We start from the raw sequence: 23,263 nt of genomic DNA, 5'->3' as shown, positions 1-23,263 counted from the left end.
ATGGGTACAGCGACGCTCTGGCTCATGCCCGCCCTGCCGCTCGCAGGTGCGGTATTCCTTCTGCTCACCGGCCGTTTCAGCGACAAGTGGGGGCATCTGCTCGGCACCGCGCTGGCGCTGGCCGCGTTCGTGGTCGCCGGCATCGGCTTCTTCGACATGCTCGGCCGCGACACCGCGGCGCGCGGCATCCATACCGACCTGTTCAGCTGGGTGCCGGTGGCCGGGCTGCAAGCCGACTTCAGCCTTCAATTGGACCAGCTGTCCATGTGTTTCGCGCTGCTGATCACCGGCGTCGGCTCGCTGATCCACATCTACTCCATCGGCTACATGAGCCACGACCCGGGACGGCGCCGATTCTTCGGCTACCTCAACCTGTTCCTGGCGGCCATGCTGCTGCTGGTGCTCGCGAACAACTACCTGGTGCTGTACCTCGGCTGGGAAGGCGTCGGTCTGGCGTCCTACCTGCTGATCGGGTTCTGGTACCACAAGCCCTCGGCCGCCACGGCAGCAAAGAAGGCGTTCGTGGTCAACCGGGTCGGTGACATGGGGCTGGCGATCGCCATGTTCGTCATGTTCTCGACGTTCGGGTCGATCAACTTCACCGATGTGTTCGCGGGTGCGCCGCAGGCCGGGGAGGGCACGCTCACCGCAATCGGGTTGCTGTTGTTGCTCGCCGCGTGCGGTAAGTCCGCGCAGGTGCCGCTGCAGTCCTGGCTCGGGGACGCGATGGAAGGCCCGACCCCGGTGTCGGCGCTCATCCACGCGGCCACCATGGTCACCGCGGGTGTGTACCTGATCGCGCGGTCCGGTCCGATCTTCGATCTGGCGCCGGACGCGCGGCTCGGCGTCGTGCTCGTCGGCGCGGTGACGTTGCTGTTCGGTGCGATCGTCGGCTGCGCCAAGGACGACATCAAGAAGGCCCTCGCCGCCTCGACGATGAGTCAGATCGGCTACATGGTGCTCGCCGCGGGCCTCGGGCCGGCCGGATACGCCTTCGCCATCATGCATCTGCTCACCCACGGGTTCTTCAAGGCCGGACTGTTCCTCGGGGCCGGTTCGGTGATGCACGCGATGGACGACGAGACCGACATGCGCCGCTACGGCGGACTGCGCAAACTGTTGCCGATCACCTACGTCACCTTCGGGCTCGGCTACCTCGCCATCATCGGTGTGCCGCCGTTCGCGGGGTTCTTCTCCAAGGACAAGATCATCGAGGTCGCGTTCAACCAAGGTGGTGTCAGCGGTTTGGTGCTCGGCACGGTGACCCTGCTCGGTGCCGGGATCACCGCGTTCTACATGACGCGCGTGATGATCATGACGTTCTTCGGTGAACGCCGCTGGAAGCCCGACACTCATCCGCACGAAGCCCCCGCGGTGATGACCGGGCCGATGATCCTGCTCGCCATCGGATCGGTCACCGCGGGTGCGTTGTTCGCGTTCGGTGCCTCGCTGCAGAACTGGCTCGCGCCGGTTGTCGGCGTGCATCACGGCGAGCATGTCGTCCCGGCGGCTGTCGTGACCGCGCTCGCGCTGACCGTGGTCGCCTTCGGTGTCGGCATCGCCTACTACCAGTACGCGCAGCGCGACATCCCCGAGCACGCACCGGCAACCGTCTCCGCGCTGACCGTCGCGGCCCGCAAGGACCTCTACGGTGACGCGGTCAACGAGGCGGCCTTCATGCGCCCGGGCAGTTACCTGACCCGCGCGCTGGTGTTCCTCGACAACCGGGGCATCGACGGGATCGTCAACGGGACGGCCGCGCTGATCGGTGGTCTGTCCGCTCGAATCCGGCGGGTACAGACCGGATTCGTGCGGTCCTATGCCCTGTCCATGTTCACCGGCGCGGCCCTGGTGGCTGCCGCCCTGCTGGCGGTGAGGTTGTGGTGAAGGACTTTCCCTGGTTGACCACGTTGTGGTTGGCGCCTGTCATCGGTGCGGTCGTCGTGCTGGCGCTGCCCGCCGCGCAACGACTGCTCGCCCGCTGGGTCGCGCTGGTGGTATCGATCGCGGTGCTGGCGTTCGCCGTCGTGCTCGCCGTGCGCTTCGAACCCGGTGGCGAGCAGTACCAGTTCGTCGAGGACCACGAGTGGATACCGGCCTTCGGCGCCGGATATACCGTCGGCGTCGACGGGATCGCGCTGGTGCTGGTGCTGCTCACCACCGCGCTGGTGCCGCTGCTGATCCTGGCGGGCTGGCACGACGAGCGCGAGGTCGGCAGCGGGCGGCGGGTGTCGCACACCTATGTCGCGCTGACGCTGCTGGTCGAGGCGATGGTGCTGATCTCCTTTGTCTCGCTCGATATTCTGCTGTTCTACGTGTTCTTCGAAGCCATGTTGATCCCGATGTACTTCCTCATCGGTGGCTTCGGACCGCGGTCGGCGAACGTGGAACTGCGCCAGCAGCGGTCGCGGGCGGCGGTGAAGTTCCTGCTGTACAACCTGTTCGGCGGGCTGATCATGCTGGCCGCGGTGATCGGGTTGTATGTGGTCACCGCGCGCAACGGGCTCGGCGCGGACTCGGCGGGCACCTTCGACTTCCGCACGGTGGTCGCCGCCGCCAACTCCGGACAGCTCGGCGCCGCACCCGCGGTGCTCAACGCGCTGTTCCTCGGCTTCATGTTCGCCTTCGCGGTGAAGGCGCCGCTGTGGCCGCTGCACACCTGGCTGCCCGACGCCGCCGTCGCCGCGACACCGTCGAGTGCGGTGCTGATGATGGCGGTGGTCGACAAGGTCGGCACCTTCGGCATGCTGCGCTACTGCCTGATGCTGTTCCCCGACGCGTCGAGTACCTATGCGCCGCTGGTGATCACGCTCGCCGTGATCGGCATCATCTACGGTGCGCTGCTGGCCATCGGGCAGACCGACGTGATGCGGTTGATCGCCTACACCTCGATCTCGCACTTCGGGTTCATCATCCTGGGCATCTTCGCGATGACCAGTCAGGGACAGACCGGCGCCACGCTGTACATGGTCAACCACGGCATCTCCACCGCCGCGCTGTTCCTGATCGCCGGATTCCTGGTGTCGCGCCGCGGTACTCGGCTCATCGCCGACTTCGGCGGCGTGCAGAAGGTGGCGCCGGTACTGGCGGGCAGCTTCTTCATCGCGGGTCTGGCCACGCTGTCGCTGCCCGGGCTCGCACCGTTCATCAGCGAATTCCTGGTGCTGGTCGGCACCTTCAGCCGCTACCAGTTCGCGGCGGTCGTCGCGACCGGTGCGCTGGTGCTCGCGGCGCTGTATGTGCTGTGGCTCTACCAGCGCATGATGACCGGCCCGGTCAAGGAGGGCAACGAACACATCTACGACCTGGTGCCCCGCGAACTCGCGGTGGTGGTGCCGTTGATCGCGGCGCTGCTGTTCTTCGGTGTGTATCCGAAACCGATCCTGGACTTCATCAATCCCGCGGTGAGCCAGACCTTGACCACCATCGGCAAGCACGATCCCGAACCCGCGGTGCCCACGCTGCCCGAGGCGGGTAAGGCCGAACATCCCGGAGGTGTGCACAAATGAGTCGTTTCAGTGTTCGCGTCGCCATCGCTCTCGTCGTCGCGGGTCTGCTCGCCACGATGTTCACCTTCTCGAGGACGGCCTAAGTGACTTCCTTGGACTACGGAACAACCCTCGCCGCGACGATTCCGGCTCCGAGCATCGAATACGGCCTGCTTTCGCCGATGCTGATCGTGCTGGGTGCCGGTGTGATCAGTGTGCTGGTCGAGGCCTTCATGGGGCGGCGGTTCCGGTTCGGCACGCAGTTGCTGCTGAGCCTCGCCGGTCTGGTCGCCGCGTTGGTCGCGGTGGTGCTGCTCGCCGGCAGCGAGGGCACCGCGATGGTCGGCGCGGTCGCCGTCGACGGGGTCACGCTGTTCCTGCAGGGCACCATCCTGGTGGTGGCGATCCTCGGGGTGCTGTTCATGGCCGAGCGCGGCGCCGAACCGCGGGTCGAGGCGCGCAGCGGTCCCGGCACCTGGAGTGTCGCCGCGGCGACACTCGGGCGTGGCGTGGATGCGTTTACGCCGCAGGCGTCTTCGGTGCCCGGGAGTGCGATGGAGCGGACCGCGCTGCGGGCCGGGATCGCGACCACCGAGGTCTTCCCGTTGACGCTGCTCGCGGTCGGCGGGCTGCTGCTGTTCCCCGCGTCGAACGATCTGCTCACCATGTTCGTCGCGCTCGAGGTGCTGTCGCTGCCGCTGTATCTGCTGTGCGGGCTGGCCCGGCGCAAGCGGCTGCTGTCCCAGGAAGCGGCGCTGAAGTACTTCCTGCTCGGCGCGTTCTCCTCGGCGTTCTTCCTCTACGGTGTCGCGCTGCTGTACGGGCAGGCGGGCACGGTGCAGCTGGCCGGAATCGCCGATGCTATTGCCGAGCATCCGGATAACGCGATGCTCGCACTGCTCGGTGTGGCGATGCTCGCGGTGGGGCTGCTGTTCAAGATCGGCACGGTGCCGTTCCAGTCCTGGGTGCCCGACGTGTATCAGGGTGCGCCGACACCGATTACGGCGTTCATGGCGGCCGCTACCAAGATCGCGGCAGTCGGTGCGTTGTTGCGGGTACTGCAAGTCGCGGTGCCCGGACTGCGCGACGACTGGCGTCCGGTGCTCGCCGCCATCGCCATCGCCACCATGGCCGTCGGCGCCGTCATGGCGATCACGCAGACCGACGTCAAGCGGATGCTCGCGTATTCCTCGGTCGCCCATGCCGGTTTCATCCTCACCGGTCTGGTCGCCGCCAACGACAAAGGCGTCTCGGCCATCCTGTTCTACCTGGTGGCCTACGGTCTCGGCACCGTCGGCGCCTTCGCCGTCGTCAGCCTCGTCCGCGACGCCGCAGGCGACGAAGCCACCACCCTGTCCCAATGGGCAGGCCTCGGCCGCCGCTCCCCTTGGCTCGCCAGCGTCTTCGCCCTCTTCCTGCTCTCCTTCGCCGGTCTCCCACTGACCAGCGGATTCGTCAGCAAGTTCGCCGTTTTCGAAGCCGCGGCCGCAGGCAACGCCGCCTTCCTGGTCATCGTCGGCGTCATCTGCAGCGCCATCGCCGCCTTCTTCTACATCCGCGTCATCGTCCTCATGTTCTTCACCGACCCACCCACGGACGCCCCCACCGTGGTCGCCCCGTTCCTCACCACCACGGTCGTCACCTTCGGTGCCGGGGCAACCATTGTTCTCGGCGTCTTCCCGCAGATGGTGCTCGATCTGGCCGACCGAGCGTCGACCTTCGTCCGCTGAGAGTTGTTTTGCGTCTGCCGCATACCTGTTGATCGGGTGTGCGGCAGACGCGTTTGACCGGTGCCCGCGCGGACCTGGACTGTGCTCGCTCGCCGCGAGCACGGCAGCGACGGCCACCGTCCGCATGCTCGCTCCCGCCGGCGCAGGTGCGTTGATCGAGCTGGCCGGCCCGCGTCCGGTACTGCTCTGCCTGGCGGCTCTCGCGCTGCCGTTCGTTCTCCTGCTCGTCCTGTCCGGTTCGTCGGCCCGTGTGCTCCGACGGGCAGAATGTGCACGGTGAGTGTGGATTTGGATGTCCTGCGCTGGCTTTCCGAGCGTCGGACGTCGACGTGGACGACGATGGCGCGGTGGGCGATGGATATGGGTGCGAGCCCTGCGGTCATGGTCGCGGTCGGGGCGGTGGGGCTGATCGTGGTGGTTGCGAAACGTTGGTGGTGGCAAGGGGTTACGGTCGCCGTCGCGAGTGTGGCGGCGCTCGTGGTCGCCAGTGTGTTCAAGCAGATGGTTCAGCGGGCGCGTCCGTCCGGGGATCTGGCCGTAGTTCAGGTCGGTGGATGGGCGATGCCGTCGACTATCGCGGCGATGACGGCGGCCGTGGTAGTCGCCACCTATCTGGTGTTGCCTTGGTCGGCGGGGCAGCGTCGCTGGACGGTCGCCCTGCTCGCGGTGATTGTCCTGCTGATCGGTGTGGCGATGGTCTATCTCGGGGCGCATTGGCCGACCGATGTACTGGTCGGCTGGGCTGTGGGAGCCGGTGTGGGCGGGGTGGTCGCGAGCCTGCCTCTCGTCGGCCTCCATGCGGAGACCGGGAACCTTCCTCGTTAACCGCTGTGCGGGGCACTCAGGTGTGCAGGGAGCGGCCGCCGTCGATCACAAGGCGTTGGCCGGTCACGAAAGAGGCTGCTAGTGAGGCGAAGAAGCTGACGGCGGCGGCGATGTCATCCGGGATTCCCAAGCGGCCGACCGGGATGGTGGCGAGGTAGGCGGCTCGGGTTGCGGCGGAGACGTCGGCGTGGCGTTCGACCGGGACGAAGCCGGGGGCGACGGTGTTGACGGTGATGCCGAAGGGGGCGAGTTCGCGGGCCCAACTGCGGGTCAGGCCGATCTGAGCGTGTTTGGCGGTGGCGTAGGCGGAGCGGCCGGGAGGTGGGCGGTCGGCTACCTCGGAGTCGATGTGCACGATGCGGCCGTAGCGGCGTTCCTGCATGCCGGGGATTATGTGGTGCGCGAGCAGGATCGGGCTCTTCACGAAGAAGTTCAGTTGCGCCAGATGATCGTCCCAGTCGACGTCGGTCAACGGCGCCTCGGGTTGGGGGCCGGTCGCATTCAGGACCAGCACGTCGATCGGGCCGAGACGGTCGGTCACCGCGGCGACGAGTTCGCGCACCTGATCTTCGTCGGTGACGTCGGCCGCGAAGGCTTCGGCCACACCGCCGTTGTCGCGAATAGTCCGCACAACCGCCTGCGCCTTCTCCTCCCCCAAACCGTTGACAGCGACAGCCAACCCGTCTGCGGCCAGCCGCTGCGCAATAGCACTCCCCAGCCCGCGCGAGCTCCCGGTCACCAACGCCACCCGTCCCGGCACTGCCATGCATGGGATCATTCCACGCCACAATCCCCTTGGCGACAGGCCGTTTCGGTGATCGAGCCGCGAGTGAGAAGTGGTCGGCGGTGTTCATGATCGACGAGACAGTCCTCGCGGCATCGCCGATAACTCCGCCACCGTGTCCCGCCCGACGAGGAGTCAGACGGCGACCGGGACATAGCGGCGCAGACGCGCGGGCAGGGGCGCCCTCATATACCGCTCGACGCGAGGTCCGGCGGTGAGCGGGACACCATTGCGGAAACGTACTGGGCTGCCGGCATGTCCGGCCCGACACGGGGGGCCGCCGCCATGTCCCGCCCGACACGGAGCCGGACGGCGAGCGGGACATGACGGCGCAGACGTGCGAGTAGGAGCGCCTTCATGTCCCGGTCGTCGCAGCACCGCACAGTGAACGGGACATGGTGGCGCGGAAACATGCTGAGCCTTAATGATGTCCCGGTCGATGTGGCGTTGGGCGCAAAGCGGGACATAGCGGCGCGCACGTGCGGGTCGACGCACCATCATTTCCCGTTCGGCGCGCGGCCGGACGGTGAGCGGGACATGATGGCGCGGAACCGCAAGTGCCGTCGCCGTCATTTCCCGTTCGGCGCGCGGCCGGACGGTGAGCGGGACACGGTGGCGCAGAACTACCTGTGGCGCCGCCGTCATGTCCCCCTCGGCACGGGGGCAGTCGGCCAGCGGGACACGGTGGCGGCATACGTCGAGAGGGCCTGCCACCTCGTCCCGTTGGCGCGGTGGCTGTGCGTTTCAGTTCACCGGGACAGGGCACGCGGCATCGCCGATGACTCCGCCACAGGGTCCCGCTCGACGCGGAGCAGGACGGCGAACGGGACATAGCGGCGCAGACGTGCGAGTAGAGGCGTCCTCATGTCCCGCTCGACGCGGGGTTGGGCGGTGAGCGGGACACCATGGCGGAAACGTGCTGGGCCGCCGTCATGTCCGGCCCGATGGGGTGGGGCCGCCATGATGTCCCGCCGGATGTGGAGCTGGGTGTCGAGCGGGACATAGCGGCGCACACGTGCGGGTGGGGCAGCTGTCAAGTCCAGCCCGACACGGAGTCGGACGGTGAACGGGGATATAGGCGGCGCAGGCGGCGAGTAGAAGGACCCTTGTGTCCCGGTCGTCGCCGGGCCGGATGACGAATGGGACATGACGGCGGAGAAGTGCAGCGCGTGCCGTCATGTCCCGCGAGGGGTGGAGTCGGACGGCGAGCGGGACATGAGCGGAGGGACGTGCCGAAGGGGCCGCTGTCATGTCCCGCTCGACGCGGAGCCGGACGGTAAGCGGGACACGATGGCGGAGACGTGCGAGTACGGGCGCCGTCATGTCCCGCTCGACGCGGGGTCGGGCGGTGAGCGGGACACCATGGCGGAGACGTGCGAATACGGGCGCCGTTATGTCCCGTTGATCATGAGCACTTGGTTGCGTGGCCGACGGCTGCTGGGTTAGTGGAGGTAGGAGGCTCCGTTGACGTTGAGGACGGAGCCGGAGGTCCAGGTGGCTTCCGGGGAGGCGAGATAGCGGACGGCGGAGGCTATTTCGGCGGGGGTGGCTACTCGGCCGAAGGGGCTTTGGGCGCGGACGTCGTCGGTGACGCGGTGGGCGACGCGTTCGGTTGCGACGAAACCGGGGGCGACCGAGGCGACGGCGATGCCGTGGGGGGCCAGTTCGACGGCGAGGGACTGGCCGAGGGCGTGCACGGCGGCTTTGCTGGCACCGTAGCCAGCGTATTCGGGTTCGCCGCGGAACGCGCCGCGCGAGCCGATGTTCACGATTCGTCCCGCGATGCCCTTGGCGATCATGTGCCGGGCGACGCAGTAGGACATGTTGGCGGTCCCGAACACGTTGACGTCCATGGTTTCTCGCCATGTCCGTTGCCATTCGGCATAGTCGGTGTCCGCAACCGGATGTGCGATATTGACCGCCGCATTATTGACCAGCACATCGACCGTGCCCAGTCCTTCGATTGCCGCGTCCACAATCCCCGCGACGGCTTCCGGGGAACCGATGTTCCCACTGACGAGCACATGCCCCTCACCCGGCAGACCGCGCAAGGTTTCCGCACCATCGTCCCGGCTGGACGAGTAGTGAACCGCCACGCGATCGCCGATCTCCGCGAACGCCAGGGCAATCGCCCGCCCGATCCCCCGCGAGGCCCCGCTCACCAACACACCCCGACTCATCCTGTGATCACCATGCCGCAAGCTTGCCATTGCGGCTCTTCGCTCGTCGCCCCCATACCGGCCCGAGCGGTGCTGCTTGCCGTGGCGGCCGCAGCAGCGCGATCCCGATCGCCGACACCACTCGGCGGAGTGGCTGCCGATATCGAGCTGGGTGGCCCGCTGCGCCATCTGGGCGGCGAGGTCCACCTCGTCACAGACAGCTTCGGAAACAACGCCGCGGCGACGAGCACCGATCCGGCAGCCAAACCATGTGGCGCCCAGTACTACTCGGCGATCATCGCCCCGGTGTGCAGCGCGATCCCGGACTGCGCGGCAACGCCGGCGTGCAGCAAACCGGCGCCGTCGATCTGATAACTCGGACCCGTGCAGGATCCCCCCTGCACGACACCATGCAGCACATCGCAGTAACTGCCCGCAGGCAGCGAGGTCTGGTAAACACCTGCGTCAGCAGGAAAGTCCTCACCGTTGAGCACGAGATACCCCTCGCTACCCCGCCCGAACGCAATCCTGTCGCCACCGTTGTCGGCCCAACCCACCACCGGCTGCCCATGAACCTGCTCATGGAACCCGACCATGCCGCCGATACCCGTCCACGCATGCTCACACAACCAATGCCCATCTCCGCACCGCGAATCCATCGCACGCCCGAGCGGATCGGACGGCGGCGGCTCGTCATAACTGTTGAACGAGTACCCGCTGAGCACCTTCGGCCGCCCGTACGGCCAGGCGAGCATGAACGCATTCGCCATCGTGTACCGCTCGCCGTCGGCGTAGGTCAACGTGGAACCGTTGTGCTCGGTGTCGTGGTTGGCCACGAAGACCACGGTGTTGTCGGAGGGCAGCGCCGAGCTGAAGGTGCGCAACCAGGCGAGCCGCCCGTGCCGGAAGATCTGGCTCAGGGTGCCTGCGTAACGCAGGTCCATCACGGCACCGGTGGCGAGGTACTCCTCGGGCTGCACGCCTTCACCCCAGCCGTAGATGACCTCCTGGTAGACGTAGGCCGGTCGGTTCAGTCGCTGCTCGATCGCCGCAATGTCTTCGGGCGGAATATATTTGGCCGAGTCGATGCGGAACCCGTCGACTCCGAGGGAGAGCAGATCGTTGAGGTAACCGGCGATGCGATCCCGGACGGCGTCGTCACCGGTCGCCAGGTCTGCCCCGTTGAACGATTGGCAGTTGAACACCTGGAAACGGTCCGCGAGGTTCTCAACGGCATCATTCGGTGTGCCGCAATGGTGGAAGTCGCGCTCGCTGTAGGGCACCGCCGGATACCAGTAATGGCAGTACGGGGTGATCGCGCTGCCGATGCTGCAATCGGTCGTCGCGGACATGTTGTTGATGACCGCGTCGATGTACACCTGCACACCCGCGTCGTGGCAACTGCGCACCATGGCCGCCAGCTCGTCCCGCGTGCCGAAGCGACTGTCCAGCTTGTAGGACACGGCGGAGTAGCTCTGCCACCAGGGGAACCCCTTGTCCGGCCAGAGGGAATGCTCCTCCGGTGGCGAGGTCTGCACGGCGCTGTACCCCAGTTTGCCGAGCGTTGCCTGACATTCGTGGCCGATGGACCGCCAGTTCCAGCCGAACATCTGCGCGATCACATCACGCCCACTGAGCTCCTCGGCCGACGACCGGGCGGGAACCGTGACCCACGTCGTTGCCACCGCAGTGATCAGCGCATATATCCATACGCGGCCCATGGGCCGACTGTATCCGAGGGGCACATCCGACCAGTCCCTCCTACGGCCCGACGCGCCGGACCGGCGTCTGCCGCGCTGCACGCGACGGCGTTGCTACGGGAGGTTGGCAGTGTGGACGGCAGTTCGACGGTGCAGACCTACGCGCACCCGGGCTTCCAACTCCGGCAGCACTTCGATGCGGGCAGGCGATGCGACCCGGTACGCGGCATCGGTGGACCACACGCTCCGCATACCGTCGACCACCATGCCAAGGATGACGACGCCCCGCCCGGCTGCGGTCGATGGCGTCGCGGCAAACCTTCTCCAGTGTGTCTGCGGCCCAACGGAATACGGCCGTGCCATCCCGGTCGCTCTGGGCGGCTCGCCGCCAGGCCGGGAACGAAAAAGGCTGCGGCCGAAGCTTTTCGATCACCGTGCCGCCCGAGATCACGCTGCACTGCGCCCCTTCGTGAGCTCGGCGACGCCGGAGGCGGCTCAAGATCGGCACCCCGCTGCCCCCCGGCCCCATACGATTCGTAAGGGACCGTCGATATCGACAGGCAGGGGTGTGGGCCATGAGCGAGCGTGAACCGACCGACTATCAATCCGGTCCCCTGCGACTGCTGTGGTGGCTGGTCGTCTGCCAGCGCACCCGTGTCGCAACCGGCGCGGTGCTGGGCACCCTGTGGATGGTCGGCCTCGCACTCCCGCCCTATCTCCTGTCTCGCGCGATCGATGACGGACTACGCGCGCACGACATGCAAGCACTGGCGTGGTGGACACTCGCGATCCTCGGCGCCGGGATCGCGACCGCGGGACTGGCCGTCGCCCGGCACCGCACGATGACCAAGGTCAGGATGGACGCCTCGTTCCGGATCGCCCGCACCACCGCCAACCACGCCGCGCACCTGGGCGCCACACTGGCACGGCGCACCACGGCGGGTGAGGTCGCGGCGATCGGCATGGGCGACGTGCGCGCGATCTCCACGTCGCTGACGATCACCGGCCCGGGCGTCGGCGCGGTGATCGCCTACGTGACCGTGGCCGTACTGCTGTTCTCACTGTCGCCGCTGCTCGCGCTGGTGATCCTGACCGGCGTTCCGCTGCTCGTGGTCGCGGTCGGCCCGCTGCTCGGCAGACTGTATCGGGTCGGCGCGGATTACCGTGAGCTCCAGGGTGTTTCGACCGCACGGCTGGTCGACATCCTGACGGGTCTGCGCATCCTCAACGGTCTCGGCGGCAAGCAACACTACATCGACCGCTATCGGCAGGACTCGCAATCCTTGCGGCACAAGGGTTATCGGGTCGGCGCGGTGATGAGCTGGCTGGGCGCGCTCGGCACCGGGTTGCCCGCGCTGTTCCTCGCCGCCGTCACCTGGCTGGCCGCACGGATGGCCGTCGACGGCACGATCTCGATCGGCGACCTGGTCGCCGTGTACGGCTATGTCGCGATGCTGGCGGTCCCGGTGTCGTTCTTCATCGAAGCCGCCAACATGCTGACCCACGGCATCATCGCGGCCCGCCGGGTGATCCGGCTGCTCGCGGTGACACCGGATCACCTGGATACGGCGACCGTGGCCGACGCACCGGACCACCCGGAAACCCTGCGGGACCCGGCCTCGGGAGTCGAGGTCCGGCCCGGCGTCCTCACCGCGCTCGCGGGTGGCCGCCATGGTGATGCCGTCGCCGTCGTGGACCGGCTCGGCCGATTCGCGGAGTCGACGGTGGAGTGGGGCGGACGCAGGCTGGACGACATCGTGCTGGATCAGGTTCGTGCACGAATTGCCTTGGCAGACAACGATGCCGCGCTGTTCACCGGCACGGTCCGGGAGGTCGTCGCGGGACGACGCGAACCGGACGACGGGAAAATCGAAGCGGCCATCCACGCTGCCGCGGCCACCGACGTGCTGGAAGCACTGCCCGGCGGATTGGACTCGGTGATCACCGCGCAGGGACGCAACCTCTCCGGCGGTCAGCGGCAACGTCTTCGGCTGGCTCGTGCGTTGTACGCCGAACCGCAGATCCTGCTGGCAGTGGAACCCACCTCGGCCGTCGACACGCATACCGAGGCGGTCATCGCGACCAGGCTGCGGCTCGCTCGCACCGGCCGGACCACCGTCGTTACGACGACGTCCCCGCTCGTGCTCGAGCAGGCCGACGTCGTCGACTACCTCGTCGGCGGGCGGGTGGCTGCTCGCGGCACACATCACGAGTTGCTCGCCACCGAGCCGGGCTATCGCGCCCTGGTATCCCGCGACGCGGACGAGAAGGCGCTGCGATGAGCCCCGTGAGTAAGGACGCCGCGACTCTGCCCGTCGCGGACCGGGCCGCCGTACGCCGCGCCGCCTGGCTCGATATCCGAGCGGACCGAACAGGTTTCGCCATAATGCTGCTCCTCAACGCCCTCGCCGCCGCAGCCGGACTCGCGGCACCGCGTCTGCTCGGTGCGATCGTGGACACGGTCAAGGAATCGACCGGACCGGACGCGGTCTCCAGAATCGACGAACTCGCGCTGGCGATCCTCGCCTTCACCCTCATCCAGCTGGTGCTGACGAGGTTCGCGCTGTACGCGGGCGCACGTTTCGGTGAGGGGGCCGCCGCCCGCATCCGCGAACGCTACCTCGACCGCACGCTCGCGCTGCCCGCCTCGACCGTCGAACATGTGCCGACCGGTGATCTGGTCACCCGCGGAACCAGCGACGTCGGCAGCGCCGCCACCGCGCTACGCGACGCCGCCCCAGAGGTTTTGGTGGCCACGGTGCAGGCCGTGTTCATCATCGCAGCGGTCATGGTGTTGCATCCGCTGCTCGGCGTGTGCGCGTTGACCAGCCTCATCGGCATCGCCGTAGCGTTGCGCTGGTATCTGCGCCGGGCCCGCACCGACTACCTCACCGAGGGTGCCGCCACGGCAGCACTGGCCGACATCCTCACGACGACCGCCCACGGTGCCCGCACCATCGAGGCGTTCGGGTTGCACGAGCGCTTCCGCACACAAACCGATACCGCGATCGCACATGCACGCCGGACCCGGTTGCGCACCCTGTGGCTGCGTTCGGTGCTGATGCCGTCGGTCGATGTCTCGCAGGTGGTCGCGCTGGCCGGCGTGCTGGTCCTCGGCGGCATGCTGGAGCGGACCGGCGTGGTGAGTCTCGGCACCGTCATCGCGGCCGTGCTCTATCTGCGGCAACTGTCCGGGCCGCTGGACACCATCATGATGTGGATCGAACAGCTCCAGCAGAGCAGTGCGTCCTACGCCCGTGTCGAAGGACTCGCGCAGGCGCCCAGCGACAAACCCCGCAGCACCGCCGAGCCCGCCGACGACCGAATCGAGGTCGCCGACTGCCATTTCGCCTACACCGACGACCGGGACGTGCTGCACGGCGTCACCCTCGACATCGCGGCCGGGGAGAAACTCGCGATCGTCGGACCGTCGGGCGCTGGCAAAACCACCCTCGGCCGGCTCCTCGCCGGACTGGAGGAGCCACGGTCGGGAACCGTGTCCGTCGGTGGCGTACCGATCGCCGACCTCGCCCCAGAGTTGTTGCGGCGCCAGGTCGTTCTCGTCACGCAGGAGCACCACGTCTTCCAGGACACGCTGCGCGGCAACCTGCGCGTCGCGGACCCCACCGCAACCGACGAACGGATGCGTGACGCACTCACCACCGTCGACGCCCACTGGGCACTCGAACTTCCCGACGGCCTCGACACCGAAATCGGCGGCGCAGCAAACACACTCAACGGCGCCCAGGCACAACAGCTCGCCTTGGCCCGGGTAGCGCTGGCCGACCCGCACACACTGATCCTCGACGAAGCAACGGCCCTACTCGATCCCGCCTCCGCCCGCGCCACCGAGCGCGCCCTAGCCGCGGTCCTGGCAGGCCGCACCGTGATCGCCATCGCCCACCGCCTGCACACCGCACACGACGCCGACCGCATCGTCGTGCTGACCGAGGGGTCGATCATCGAGCTCGGCACGCACGACGAACTCGTCGCGGAGGCAGGCATTTACGCCGGTTTGTGGCGGTCCTGGCACGGCGACTGAATGGTGGCGCGGTCCGAAACCAGCTCACCGCACGTCCGGCAGTGCCTCGGCCAGCCTCTACCGCGGGTGCTGTTCCCTACACCAGTACCCAACCCCGCTTATCAAGCGGACGATTGTGGTCCCATCCGGAGTGAGTGCGATTCCGAATAGGTTCTGAGGCCGGTCGTTCGTGGTGTGGTCGGCCGGCCAGCTCGAACAGTCCTGTCAGGGTCAACTCGGAAGGGGCGTTATGGCTACAGTCCGCTCTCGGTTACTTCGATCCGGACTCACCACCGTGCTGTCGGTCCTGGTCCTGGAATTCGGTGCATCCAGCGCGGCAGATGCTTCGCTGACCGATTCGGCCGATCGGCCTGCGGCGTGTACGACGGTCTCCACGCCGGAAGACAAATTCACGAAGTGCGGGCCGACTCGTTGCCGGTCATATGAAAAGTGCTGTAAGGGAGATGGAGCACCCTTTTGTGTCTACAAGAGGGAGGTTTGCCCGAAGAAGGGGCAGGAAGCGGATTGATCAATCGCATCACGGTCACGTTTCGTGACCGTCTGGGCCGGACCATATCCGCCGAAACCACTCCCCGTTGATCTTGGCGAACTGCATGAACCATCGGGCAAACTCCTGACAAATCTCCCAGTGACGTAGGTCTCGGTCCGTGGCAACGTCACTGACCGTGGCAAATGCGGCGCGGCGTCTCGGACGGTCGGTACAGCAGGGTGGGCGGCGCGGCGAGCGCCGAAATGGTTGGGCGGCAACGGTGGTGATGACGGTGGTGGCCGCCGGTTTGGTCCCGCCGGGACTGGCGGCGGCGGCCGAGGAACCGCCGGCGTCGGTGGCGACGGACCGCCAGGAACAGCAGGTCGCGACGCGCGACGGAATCGCGGTGTCCTACGTGAGCTTCCGGCTGCCGTTGCCTGCCGGGGTGCCCCCGCACCCGGACGCCTGCGATCGCACCGGGTACCTGCGTTATCGGCCCGTCGGCGGTCCGGAGAATTCGCGCGACGCCGACGCGGTGGTCGTGCAGCAGCAGGGATTGGGCGGTGGCGCAGTCAATTCCGAGGGTGTCGCGGGCAATACGGTGCGCTCGGCGAAATCCCTCGGCCGCAGTATCGAGTTCTGGTCGCTGGCGCGGCGTGGCGCCTGCTTGGATGAGACAGCGGGCTTCGACTACGCCTTGCAGACCGGGAACTACTTGGACGCGGTCGACTACTACTTCAACGGCAAACCGATCGACGGGCGCACCTTCCCCGGCTTCAAGCAATCGCAGGACCTGGCCATCCTCGACGCGATCGGCGTGGAGCGGGTGATCAGGGACCAGTACGAGATCATGCTGCACGAGGTGCCGGATCAGGCTGAGCGGCAACGGAAATACATCTGCACCGGCATCTCGATGGGCGGGATGGTCACCGGGTTCTTCTCGGACTGGGATTTCGACGGCAACCCGGCCACCCAGGCCGACGCAGGCTACAACCAGTGCGCCGCGTTCGCCGCCCAGGACTCGATGGTCTCCTCGGACCCGGCCGCCATCCAGAACACGCCGTTCTTCAGCGATGTCACCAATGCGCTCATGGGCCCGACCAACACCGTGCTCAAGGCCGGATTCGACAGCGGGTTGCTGCCGATGCGCACCCTCGGCCCCGTTCCGGTGATCGGCACCAAGGCGATGATGCTCTACCGCCTCGCCGGACTCGCCGCGCATCTCGCGCCGGACGAGGAGAGCCAACTGCTGGCCCACCTGCACGATCCGGAGGTGGAGACCACGCTCACCACCATGTTCGGCCAGAGCTGGGCGGCGGTCGCGTCCGGCGGCTCGAACGGTGAGGGCACCATCCGCGACTATCGGTTCACCAATACGGCGCTGCTCGGCACGTTCATCGACAACAACTCCGGCAACTTCGCACTGCTGCAACAGGGTGTCGGCGCCCTTGCGGGTGGTCCGGTGCAGGAGAAGACCTTCCCCAATGGCGGTGGGGCGACCCAGGTTCCGGTGCTGGGCAACTACTTGCGGATGAGCGCGGGCCCGCAGACGCGGGTCGCGCCGACCGACCGGAACGTGCTCTACACATGGCGCAACTACAACGACGTCGTCGGCGTGCCGTGGACGGCGCCCAGCCGGGAGACCTCCGACATCCACGCCGTGGCAAGGCAATTGGGTACCGGCGCGCCAACCGCGTACTGGGAGACGTACTTTCCGGCTCGCATGGTCATCGATCTCGGCGCGGGCTTCACCGGCGCCCGCAGCGGCAACATGGTGAACCTGCGCTACCACAACATGAGTCGCACCAAACCGAACTTCATCGCTTATGCGGGCGACAGCGTCGTCCAGTACGGCGTGGGGACCTGGATTCCGACCGGAGCCACCGCCCAGGTGGAGACCCTGCCGGGTTACACCCACATCGATACGATCGGCGCGGCCGCGGTGCAGAACAACGGGAAGCCCGACTACAGCGGTCAGTACCTGGCCGAATTCATCCGGGGCCTCACCTAGCCAGACTCCGGGCGGCCTCGACCCTCATCAGGTCGCCCGGTGCACGTCCTGGACGGCGGTGCGGGCAGAACCGTCGTCCAGGACACCAGCGTCAGCCGAGCACTTCGCGCAGTCGGACGACGAAAGTCGCTGGGTCGTCGACGAATCCGATGTGCCCGCCCGGGAACAGGGTGGGCTCGACACCGAGCCGTGCGGCCAGCGCCCGCGTGGTGTGATCACAGAACTGGTCCGTCGAGTCGGCGCCGATCCCGGCAACCAGCCGGACCGGCGTCGCGCGCAGGACTTCGAGATCCGGCTTCCACCAGACGGTTCCGTCGATCTCGTGCAGGAACCAGAAGCGCTCGCTGGCCACCTGCGCCGGATCGCGGTCGCCACCGAACATCTGCTCGAGTACCGGCTCCGGCATCTCCATGTTGGCGTCGGCGAAGAACTTGCGCCAGGCGCCCAGTACGTCACCGCTGGCGTAGGTGGCGGCGAGATCAGCTGTGCTCGTGCGCATTTCATTATCGAGCACGACGTTGAGCGGCGGCTCGTGCGCGATCGCGGTGCTGACGAGTTCCGGGCGTGCCTGCACCAGCGCCAATGTGGTGACCGCGCCACCGCTGGAACCGAAGACCACGGCGGGTCCCGCGTCGAGGTGGGCGAGGATCCTGGCCAGGTCGTCGGCGCGCAGTGCGGGGGTCGAGTCCTGTTCCGGGTCGTCGAGCACGCTGCTCTTGTGCCCGCGCGGGTCCATGGTGAGCACGGTGTGGTCGGTGGCCAGCAGGTCGGCGAGCGGGGCGAAGGCGGCGGCATCCATCGGAGCGCCGACCAGTGCGATCAGCGGTCCGCTGCCGCGCACCTCGTAATGCAGGCGGGCGCCTGGGACATCGAGGGTGTTGGTGGCGACGGACGAGGTCTGGGTCATGAGTTCTCCTCTGCGGGTGCTACGTGCTCACGACTGACGACGGTGCGTGGGCGCGAAACTCATCGACTCGCTGCGGGGACAGTCGAAATCGCCGCGGCACACCGATGGACTCGCCCACCGCGATCGAGGGGATCGGTCACGCGTGAGCGGCGTGATCACCGTCCGCAGCCGACGTGAGCGCCATTGGGCGTAACCGCCGATCGAGGCTGGCGGGATCGCCGCATGTGGGGACGGGATCGCCCTGATTCGCCGAGAACCGCCTGGATATCGCTGCCGCAAGCCGTCACATAGGTGCGCGGTCCAGTCGTGACCGACTCGGTCAGCGTCTCGGCCGGGCGCTTGCCAAACCTAATACGCCTAGGTTATAAACTAGGCATACTAGCTTGAAGGAGGTGTCCACATGATGGCACGAGCCGGGTTGACCGCCGAACGGGTCACACGCGCGGCCGCCGACCTCGCCGATGAGATCGGGTTCGAGAAGGTCACGATGTCGGCGTTGGCCAAGAAGTTCGGCGTCAAGGACGCCAGCCTCTACTCCCACGTGAAGAACCTGCAGGAGCTGCGAGCGCGGGTCGCCATGCTCGCCGCCGCCGAAAAGACCGACCTGATCGCGACCGCCGTCGCGGGACGCGCGGGCCGTGACGCACTCGCCGCTTTCGCACACACCTGGCGCGAGTACGCGCTGCGCTATCCGGGCCGCTACGCCGCGACCCAAGCGCCGGTGCCGCCCGGACTGGTCGAGCCGGCCCCCGGCGCGGTGCGTGGCATCGAGCTCACCTACGGCATGCTGCGCGCCTACGGCCTTACCGAACCCGACCTCACCGACGCGGTCCGGTTGCTGCGCAGCACTTTTCACGGCTACGCCGCACTGGAGGCGACCGGCGGTTTCAGCCACTCCCGCGATACCGCCGCCTCCTGGGAACGCATCATCGACGCACTGCACGTCACGCTCGAGCAGTGGCCGTCCAGCAACGCGAAGGACGAGAAATGAGAACCGGCACCCTGAAAGTCCCCGGCGCCACCCTCTACTACGAGGTACGCGGCGACGGCCCCCTGCTCCTGCTGCTGCCCGGCAGCGGAGGTGACGCGGCCGTGTTCGACCCGATCGCCGACACCCTGGCCGAACATTTCACGGTCGCCACCCTCGACCCGCGCGGTTACTCGCGCAGCACCCTCGACACCGCCGAGCCTGTCAGCGAGCTGGTCGCGACGCAACGCGACGACGCCTACCGACTGCTCGAAACCCTTACTCCCGCAGGGGAAGACGCCTTCGTCTTCGGCGGAAGCGGCGGTGCGGTCATCGCCCTGGACCTGCTCGTCCACCACCCCGAACGGCTGCGTCTCGTCATCGCCCACGAACCCCCGTGCTTCGCGGTACTTCCCGACGCCGCCGAACAGAAGGCGTTCATCGACGAGGTCTACACCCTGTTTCGCACCGAAGGTGTCGCGGCCGCGGGTGCCCGCTTCCTCCAGGGCATCGGCGGCACCATGAAGCCCATGCCCGACCCCGCCGACCTCCCGCCCCGCGTCGCCGAAATGCTCCACCGCCTGCACGCCAATGCCGCGCCCATGATGGCCGACGAACTCCGCCCCATCACCTCCTACGAACCCGACGAGACCGGCCTCGCCGCTCACACCGACCGCCTCATCCTCGCCGCAGGCCGAGAAACCCGAGGCCAGCTCCCCCACCGCCCAGCCGCCACTCTGGCGGCCCGTCTCACCCTCCCTCTCAGCGAATTCCCTGGCGGGCACAGCGGTTTCACCGACGCCCCCGCCGAATTCGCGCACCAACTCCTAGACCTACTCCTCGCCGCCCGGGTGCCGTAGTACTCCAGCCGGACTCCGGACCGTGATGTGGCGTCATGAAGAACACCAGGGACCGATGAGTTACCGCGGCGGAAATGGTCTCTCCTTGCGAGACGCAACCGTAGAGGAGTCCCCATGCCGCTTGATATCCAACGATCACCCGAGCACCTGGTCACCGTCGGCGACGCCGACCTGTGTGTGACCACCTTCGGGTCGTGGCGGCAGCCGGCGCTGCTGCTGCCGAGCACCTCGCGACTGTTCTGGGAAAACGAGTTCTGCGAGCGGCTGGCCCACGCCAGCCGTTTCGTCCTGCGCTACGACATCCGCGACACCGGCCGTTCGACCGCCTATCCCACCGGCTCGCCCGGCTACGCCCTCCGCGACTTGGCCTCGGACATCATCGGACTACTGGATGTCTTCGAACTTCCGCAAGCCCACCTGGTCGGTTTCTCCGTCGCCGGATGGATCTGTCAACTCGCCGCCCTCGACCACCCCGACCGCGTCTCAGCCCTGACCCTCATCAATACCCGCCCAACATCCCCCGGCCCGGCAGACCCAGACCTACCCGACCACTCGGACCGGATCAAAGAATTCTTGACCAAAACCCCCGCTCCGGACTGGTCCGACCGAACGGCAGTGATCGACTACTGCGTCGAACAGGCTCGGATACGCGCGGGCACAAACGGATTCGACAGCCAGGAGGCCCGTCACCAAGCAACCCGAATGGTCGACCGCACCACCAACTTAACCTCCAGCCTGCTCAACCTGGCATACGTCGAAGCAGGCGACCGCTGGCGCGAACGCCTCGGAACCCTCACCGTGCCAACCCTCGTCGCCCACGGCACCGACGACCCATTCTTCCCGTACGGCAACGGCGAGGCCATGGTCCGCGAAATCCCCGGCGCCACCCTCCTCCCCCTGCACGGCATCGGCCACGAACTCCCACCCACCACCTGGGATCAACTGCTCACCGCGATGCTGGCACTCCAGCCGAAATCCGTGACCGATGAAGGTGCGGGACAAGGGGCGACCACCGCGTGAACACTTCGTGTTCGTGTGTGACACAACTGAATTAGCGGTGCCCGCCGGGTCACGGCGTGGCGCCTGATCGTTGACAATGGGTGGTTCTACGGTTCGGCCGCCGACAAAATTCAACACAGCCAAGTCTCGGTGTATCCGACTCATGCCAGAGCTGCCGGGCGCGGATCCTCGACCGTGCCCGGTGCGGTCATCCCCAGTACTCGCCGCGCTTTTTGCGTTCTTCCAGTTGGGTTAGGTATTCGGCTTCTTTAGGTGTACCTAGCCTGTCTTCGCCTCCAAACTTCTCGGGCAGGTGTCTTTGCCGTTCGGGAGGTATGGCATCGCGGATGCGGTTGAATTCGGCGGCCGCCGCCAGTATCCGAGCCTTTTCTTCTTCGCTCAGCGGGTCTGTGTTCTCCTCCGGGTCCTCGAATATCTTGCCGTCGATTTCCTTTGCCATTGTCGCTCCTAAATCTTTTCGCCCATGACGATGACGGTTCGGCCGTCGATTGTTTGGTTAGAAATTACCTCAAACCGGGTAGGTGACTTGAACAGCACTTCCAGCTCGTCGGGAAGTCCGCCGTTGTGGCCGATATATTTACCATTCTGGGACATAATCTGGAACTCCACATTTCGCGTCGCTTCCGATTTCGCCGCGTCGGGCAGGGCCGATGACGAGGTGAACGGCTGCTCGGTGATGTTGCCGCCTTCCTTGTATCGGGCAATCTCGTCGGGGGTCAGCTCGACTCTACGAGTTACCATCCCCTCGTAGGGCGGCATCTTATCGAGTGCGGAATTGACGTTGTCGAGCCACGCCTTTTCATCGACGGTGAGTTCGCGGCCCTCACGAATCGCCTTATTGATGATCGATCCGTCGCTGACGTAGCGGTTCAACGCTGCCTGCTCGGTCGGCGAGAGATCGACTTTTGCGGTGCCGGGTGGATGCCGCGTCGGCGGCAGCTCGATCGGGTCCTTTTTCGGCAGAGTGGGCGGGTCCGGTTTGGGTTTGAGCGCGCTAATTCGATCGAGCTCTTGGGAATGGCGGGCGAGGTCTTGGTCGAATTTCACGCCGGCCCGGATATTGCGGGCTTTCTGCCAGTTCTCAATGAGGGTACGCATGGGGCGCGCGTAGCGGGCGCAGATGGCTGCGGCTCCGGCCAAGCCGATTGCGGCACCGGCACCAAAGGTGATGAAGGAGGATGCGACCGAGATTGCGGCGGTGATCGCGAGCTCTTGAATGAGCGCGTCACGGACCATCTCCAGTTGCTGCTTGAGTTGGTCGCGCAGTTCGTCGAGTGCCGCGCGGTGATCGCGGCACGACTGGGCCAGATCGCCCATAGCTGTGAGCACCTGCTCCGCAGCAACTTTCAGAGCTCGGAGATCCTCATCGATGAACGCCGCTTCGGGGGCGATGATGTCCTGGAATGCGACGGCGCCTGCTTCGAGAATCCCGGGGAATGCGGCTGCCCCTTCGGAAGTGCGGGCACTGTCCCAAGTCAGTCCAGCATTCGAGATGGTGGTCGCGTTGCCATCGGGGATGGTGAGGCCGATCTTTTCGACCAGACCGAGCCCCTCGTCGACCAATCCCTGACCAGGACCGCCGGCGCTGGGCAGCGGTATTCGACAGCTCAGCACCGGGTACATCGGCTTCGGCGGCTTGACCGGGGCGGGCCCGGCGTCGATGGTCGCACCGTGCTCGTCGAGGGCGCGCTGGTAACCCATCTCGTTGAGGACTATGGCGTAGGAGTGCGCCGCGGTCGCGACCTTCTCGACCATTTTGAGAATCTCGGTCGCACGCCGGTCGTAGGAGGCGGCCCACTCACGGGCATCCGCGTAGCTGCCCGCCATGTCGGTAGCTTTCTCGAGCTCCGCCCACCTCGCGTCGACGGCGGCCCACCAGGCCGACGCACCCGCAGCCACCTTGGCGGCGGTGTCGTAGTAGACCGTGGTGTCGACGTCGAGAACAGTTCCGGTCACTGCGCGACCTGACCGCTGCGGCCCAGCATCGCGAGGTTGGCGGCGGTTCCGCTCTCGTAGGAGGCGTGGGCGGCCGCTGCGGCGGCGCGCATCTTGTCGAGTCCTTCGGTCATGCGGGCCGCGGCGGCGACCCATTCGGCGTGGGCGGTGGCGTGCGCGTCGGCGGCGGCACCGTTCCAGGTCGATTGCACGGTGGCGATGCGCTGGTCCAGTTCGGCCAGGGAGTCGGTGACGAAGGAGTTCAGTGCGGCCACCTTGGCGGTGACGGCGTCCAGGTGTGCGAGGTCGACACGGTATTGGTCGGTCATAGAACGTGGTCCCCCAACGGGTCTCGGTGCGGATCGA

General features: G+C 66.9%; 17 protein-coding genes. 10 read left to right on the top strand and 7 right to left on the bottom strand.

Translation table 11 applies throughout. The features are described 5' to 3' along the window. From nuoL to DBO33_RS21400, 4 genes are all read left to right on the top strand, one after another. Positions 1-1,887, top strand: coding sequence for an NADH-quinone oxidoreductase subunit L (gene nuoL, locus DBO33_RS21415; protein WP_107656629.1), 1,887 nt, complete (start codon positions 1-3; stop codon positions 1,885-1,887). After that, positions 1,884-3,509 (top strand): NADH-quinone oxidoreductase subunit M, encoded by a 1,626-nt coding sequence (locus DBO33_RS21410; RefSeq protein WP_107660481.1) that lies wholly within the window; start codon positions 1,884-1,886, stop codon positions 3,507-3,509. Before nuoL ends, DBO33_RS21410 begins: the two co-directional genes overlap by 4 nt. Positions 3,510-3,592: 83 nt before the next feature. Continuing rightward, entirely contained in the window at positions 3,593-5,218 is a 1,626-nt protein-coding gene (gene nuoN, locus DBO33_RS21405) for an NADH-quinone oxidoreductase subunit NuoN (RefSeq protein ID WP_107656628.1), read from the top strand. A gap of 276 nt (positions 5,219-5,494) precedes the next feature. Then, positions 5,495-6,043 carry a phosphatase PAP2 family protein gene (locus DBO33_RS21400; RefSeq protein WP_159080393.1) on the top strand — a complete coding sequence of 183 codons (549 nt, stop codon included), beginning with the start codon at positions 5,495-5,497 and terminating at the stop codon, positions 6,041-6,043. A 16-nt stretch (positions 6,044-6,059) separates the two neighbouring features. On the opposite strand, the gene DBO33_RS21395 is transcribed toward DBO33_RS21400, so the two are convergent. The 3 genes from DBO33_RS21395 to DBO33_RS21370 form a co-directional block, all read right to left on the bottom strand. Further along, positions 6,060-6,809 carry an SDR family NAD(P)-dependent oxidoreductase gene (locus DBO33_RS21395; RefSeq protein WP_107660480.1) on the bottom strand — a complete coding sequence of 250 codons (750 nt, stop codon included), beginning with the start codon at positions 6,807-6,809 and terminating at the stop codon, positions 6,060-6,062. Positions 6,810-8,269: 1,460 nt separating this feature from the next. After that, positions 8,270-9,007 carry an SDR family NAD(P)-dependent oxidoreductase gene (locus DBO33_RS21375; protein ID WP_107656623.1) on the bottom strand — a complete coding sequence of 246 codons (738 nt, stop codon included), beginning with the start codon at positions 9,005-9,007 and terminating at the stop codon, positions 8,270-8,272. Between the two features lie 263 nt (positions 9,008-9,270). Further along, positions 9,271-10,707: an alpha-amylase gene (locus tag DBO33_RS21370; RefSeq protein ID WP_107656622.1), complete on the bottom strand. Its 1,437-nt coding sequence runs from the start codon at positions 10,705-10,707 to the stop codon at positions 9,271-9,273. A gap of 554 nt (positions 10,708-11,261) precedes the next feature. On the opposite strand from DBO33_RS21370, the gene DBO33_RS21365 reads away from it, so the two are divergent. From DBO33_RS21365 to DBO33_RS21355, 3 genes are all read left to right on the top strand, one after another. Then, positions 11,262-12,968: an ABC transporter ATP-binding protein gene (locus tag DBO33_RS21365; RefSeq protein WP_107656621.1), complete on the top strand. Its 1,707-nt coding sequence runs from the start codon at positions 11,262-11,264 to the stop codon at positions 12,966-12,968. Beyond that, positions 12,965-14,728, top strand: a complete 1,764-nt coding sequence (locus DBO33_RS21360) for an ABC transporter ATP-binding protein (protein WP_199856714.1) — start codon at positions 12,965-12,967, stop codon at positions 14,726-14,728. The genes DBO33_RS21365 and DBO33_RS21360 overlap by 4 nt, the downstream gene beginning before the upstream one ends. 647 nt (positions 14,729-15,375) lie before the next feature. After that, entirely contained in the window at positions 15,376-17,208 is a 1,833-nt protein-coding gene (locus tag DBO33_RS21355; protein WP_234390961.1) for a hypothetical protein, read from the top strand. Between the two features lie 91 nt (positions 17,209-17,299). On the opposite strand, the gene DBO33_RS21350 is transcribed toward DBO33_RS21355, so the two are convergent. Then, positions 17,300-18,115, bottom strand: coding sequence for an alpha/beta fold hydrolase (locus DBO33_RS21350; RefSeq protein WP_107656619.1), 816 nt, complete (start codon positions 18,113-18,115; stop codon positions 17,300-17,302). A 400-nt stretch (positions 18,116-18,515) separates the two neighbouring features. Between DBO33_RS21350 and DBO33_RS21345 the strand changes: the two genes are divergently transcribed. The 3 genes from DBO33_RS21345 (at position 18,516) to DBO33_RS21335 (ending at position 20,962) form a co-directional block, all read left to right on the top strand. Next, positions 18,516-19,106 carry a TetR/AcrR family transcriptional regulator gene (locus tag DBO33_RS21345; RefSeq protein ID WP_325050729.1) on the top strand — a complete coding sequence of 197 codons (591 nt, stop codon included), beginning with the start codon at positions 18,516-18,518 and terminating at the stop codon, positions 19,104-19,106. Then, positions 19,103-19,942 (top strand): alpha/beta fold hydrolase, encoded by an 840-nt coding sequence (locus DBO33_RS21340; protein ID WP_107656618.1) that lies wholly within the window; start codon positions 19,103-19,105, stop codon positions 19,940-19,942. The genes DBO33_RS21345 and DBO33_RS21340 overlap by 4 nt, the downstream gene beginning before the upstream one ends. A 114-nt stretch (positions 19,943-20,056) precedes the next feature. Then, positions 20,057-20,962: an alpha/beta fold hydrolase gene (locus DBO33_RS21335; RefSeq protein ID WP_107656617.1), complete on the top strand. Its 906-nt coding sequence runs from the start codon at positions 20,057-20,059 to the stop codon at positions 20,960-20,962. Between the two features lie 187 nt (positions 20,963-21,149). Here the strand turns inward: DBO33_RS21335 and DBO33_RS21330 are convergent, their stop codons facing one another. Genes DBO33_RS21330 through DBO33_RS21320 form a run of 3 tightly spaced genes read right to left on the bottom strand, consistent with a single transcriptional unit; the run spans position 21,150 to position 23,226 of the window. Next, a complete protein-coding gene (locus tag DBO33_RS21330; RefSeq protein WP_107656616.1) occupies positions 21,150-21,401 on the bottom strand; it encodes a hypothetical protein in 252 nt (83 codons plus the stop codon). An 8-nt stretch (positions 21,402-21,409) separates the two neighbouring features. Further along, positions 21,410-22,918, bottom strand: coding sequence for an ADP-ribosyltransferase (locus DBO33_RS21325; protein ID WP_107656615.1), 1,509 nt, complete (start codon positions 22,916-22,918; stop codon positions 21,410-21,412). Continuing rightward, the gene (locus DBO33_RS21320; protein ID WP_107656614.1) at positions 22,915-23,226 is read right to left on the bottom strand and encodes a WXG100 family type VII secretion target; all 312 of its coding nucleotides are present in this window, start codon (positions 23,224-23,226) and stop codon (positions 22,915-22,917) included. The genes DBO33_RS21325 and DBO33_RS21320 overlap by 4 nt, the downstream gene beginning before the upstream one ends. Positions 23,227-23,263 lie beyond the last annotated feature (37 nt).

It is taken from the genome of Nocardia suismassiliense (assembly GCF_900269665.1).
GTDB lineage: Bacteria > Actinomycetota > Actinomycetes > Mycobacteriales > Mycobacteriaceae > Nocardia > Nocardia suismassiliense.
This window is presented reverse-complemented; position numbering and strand designations above follow the sequence as displayed.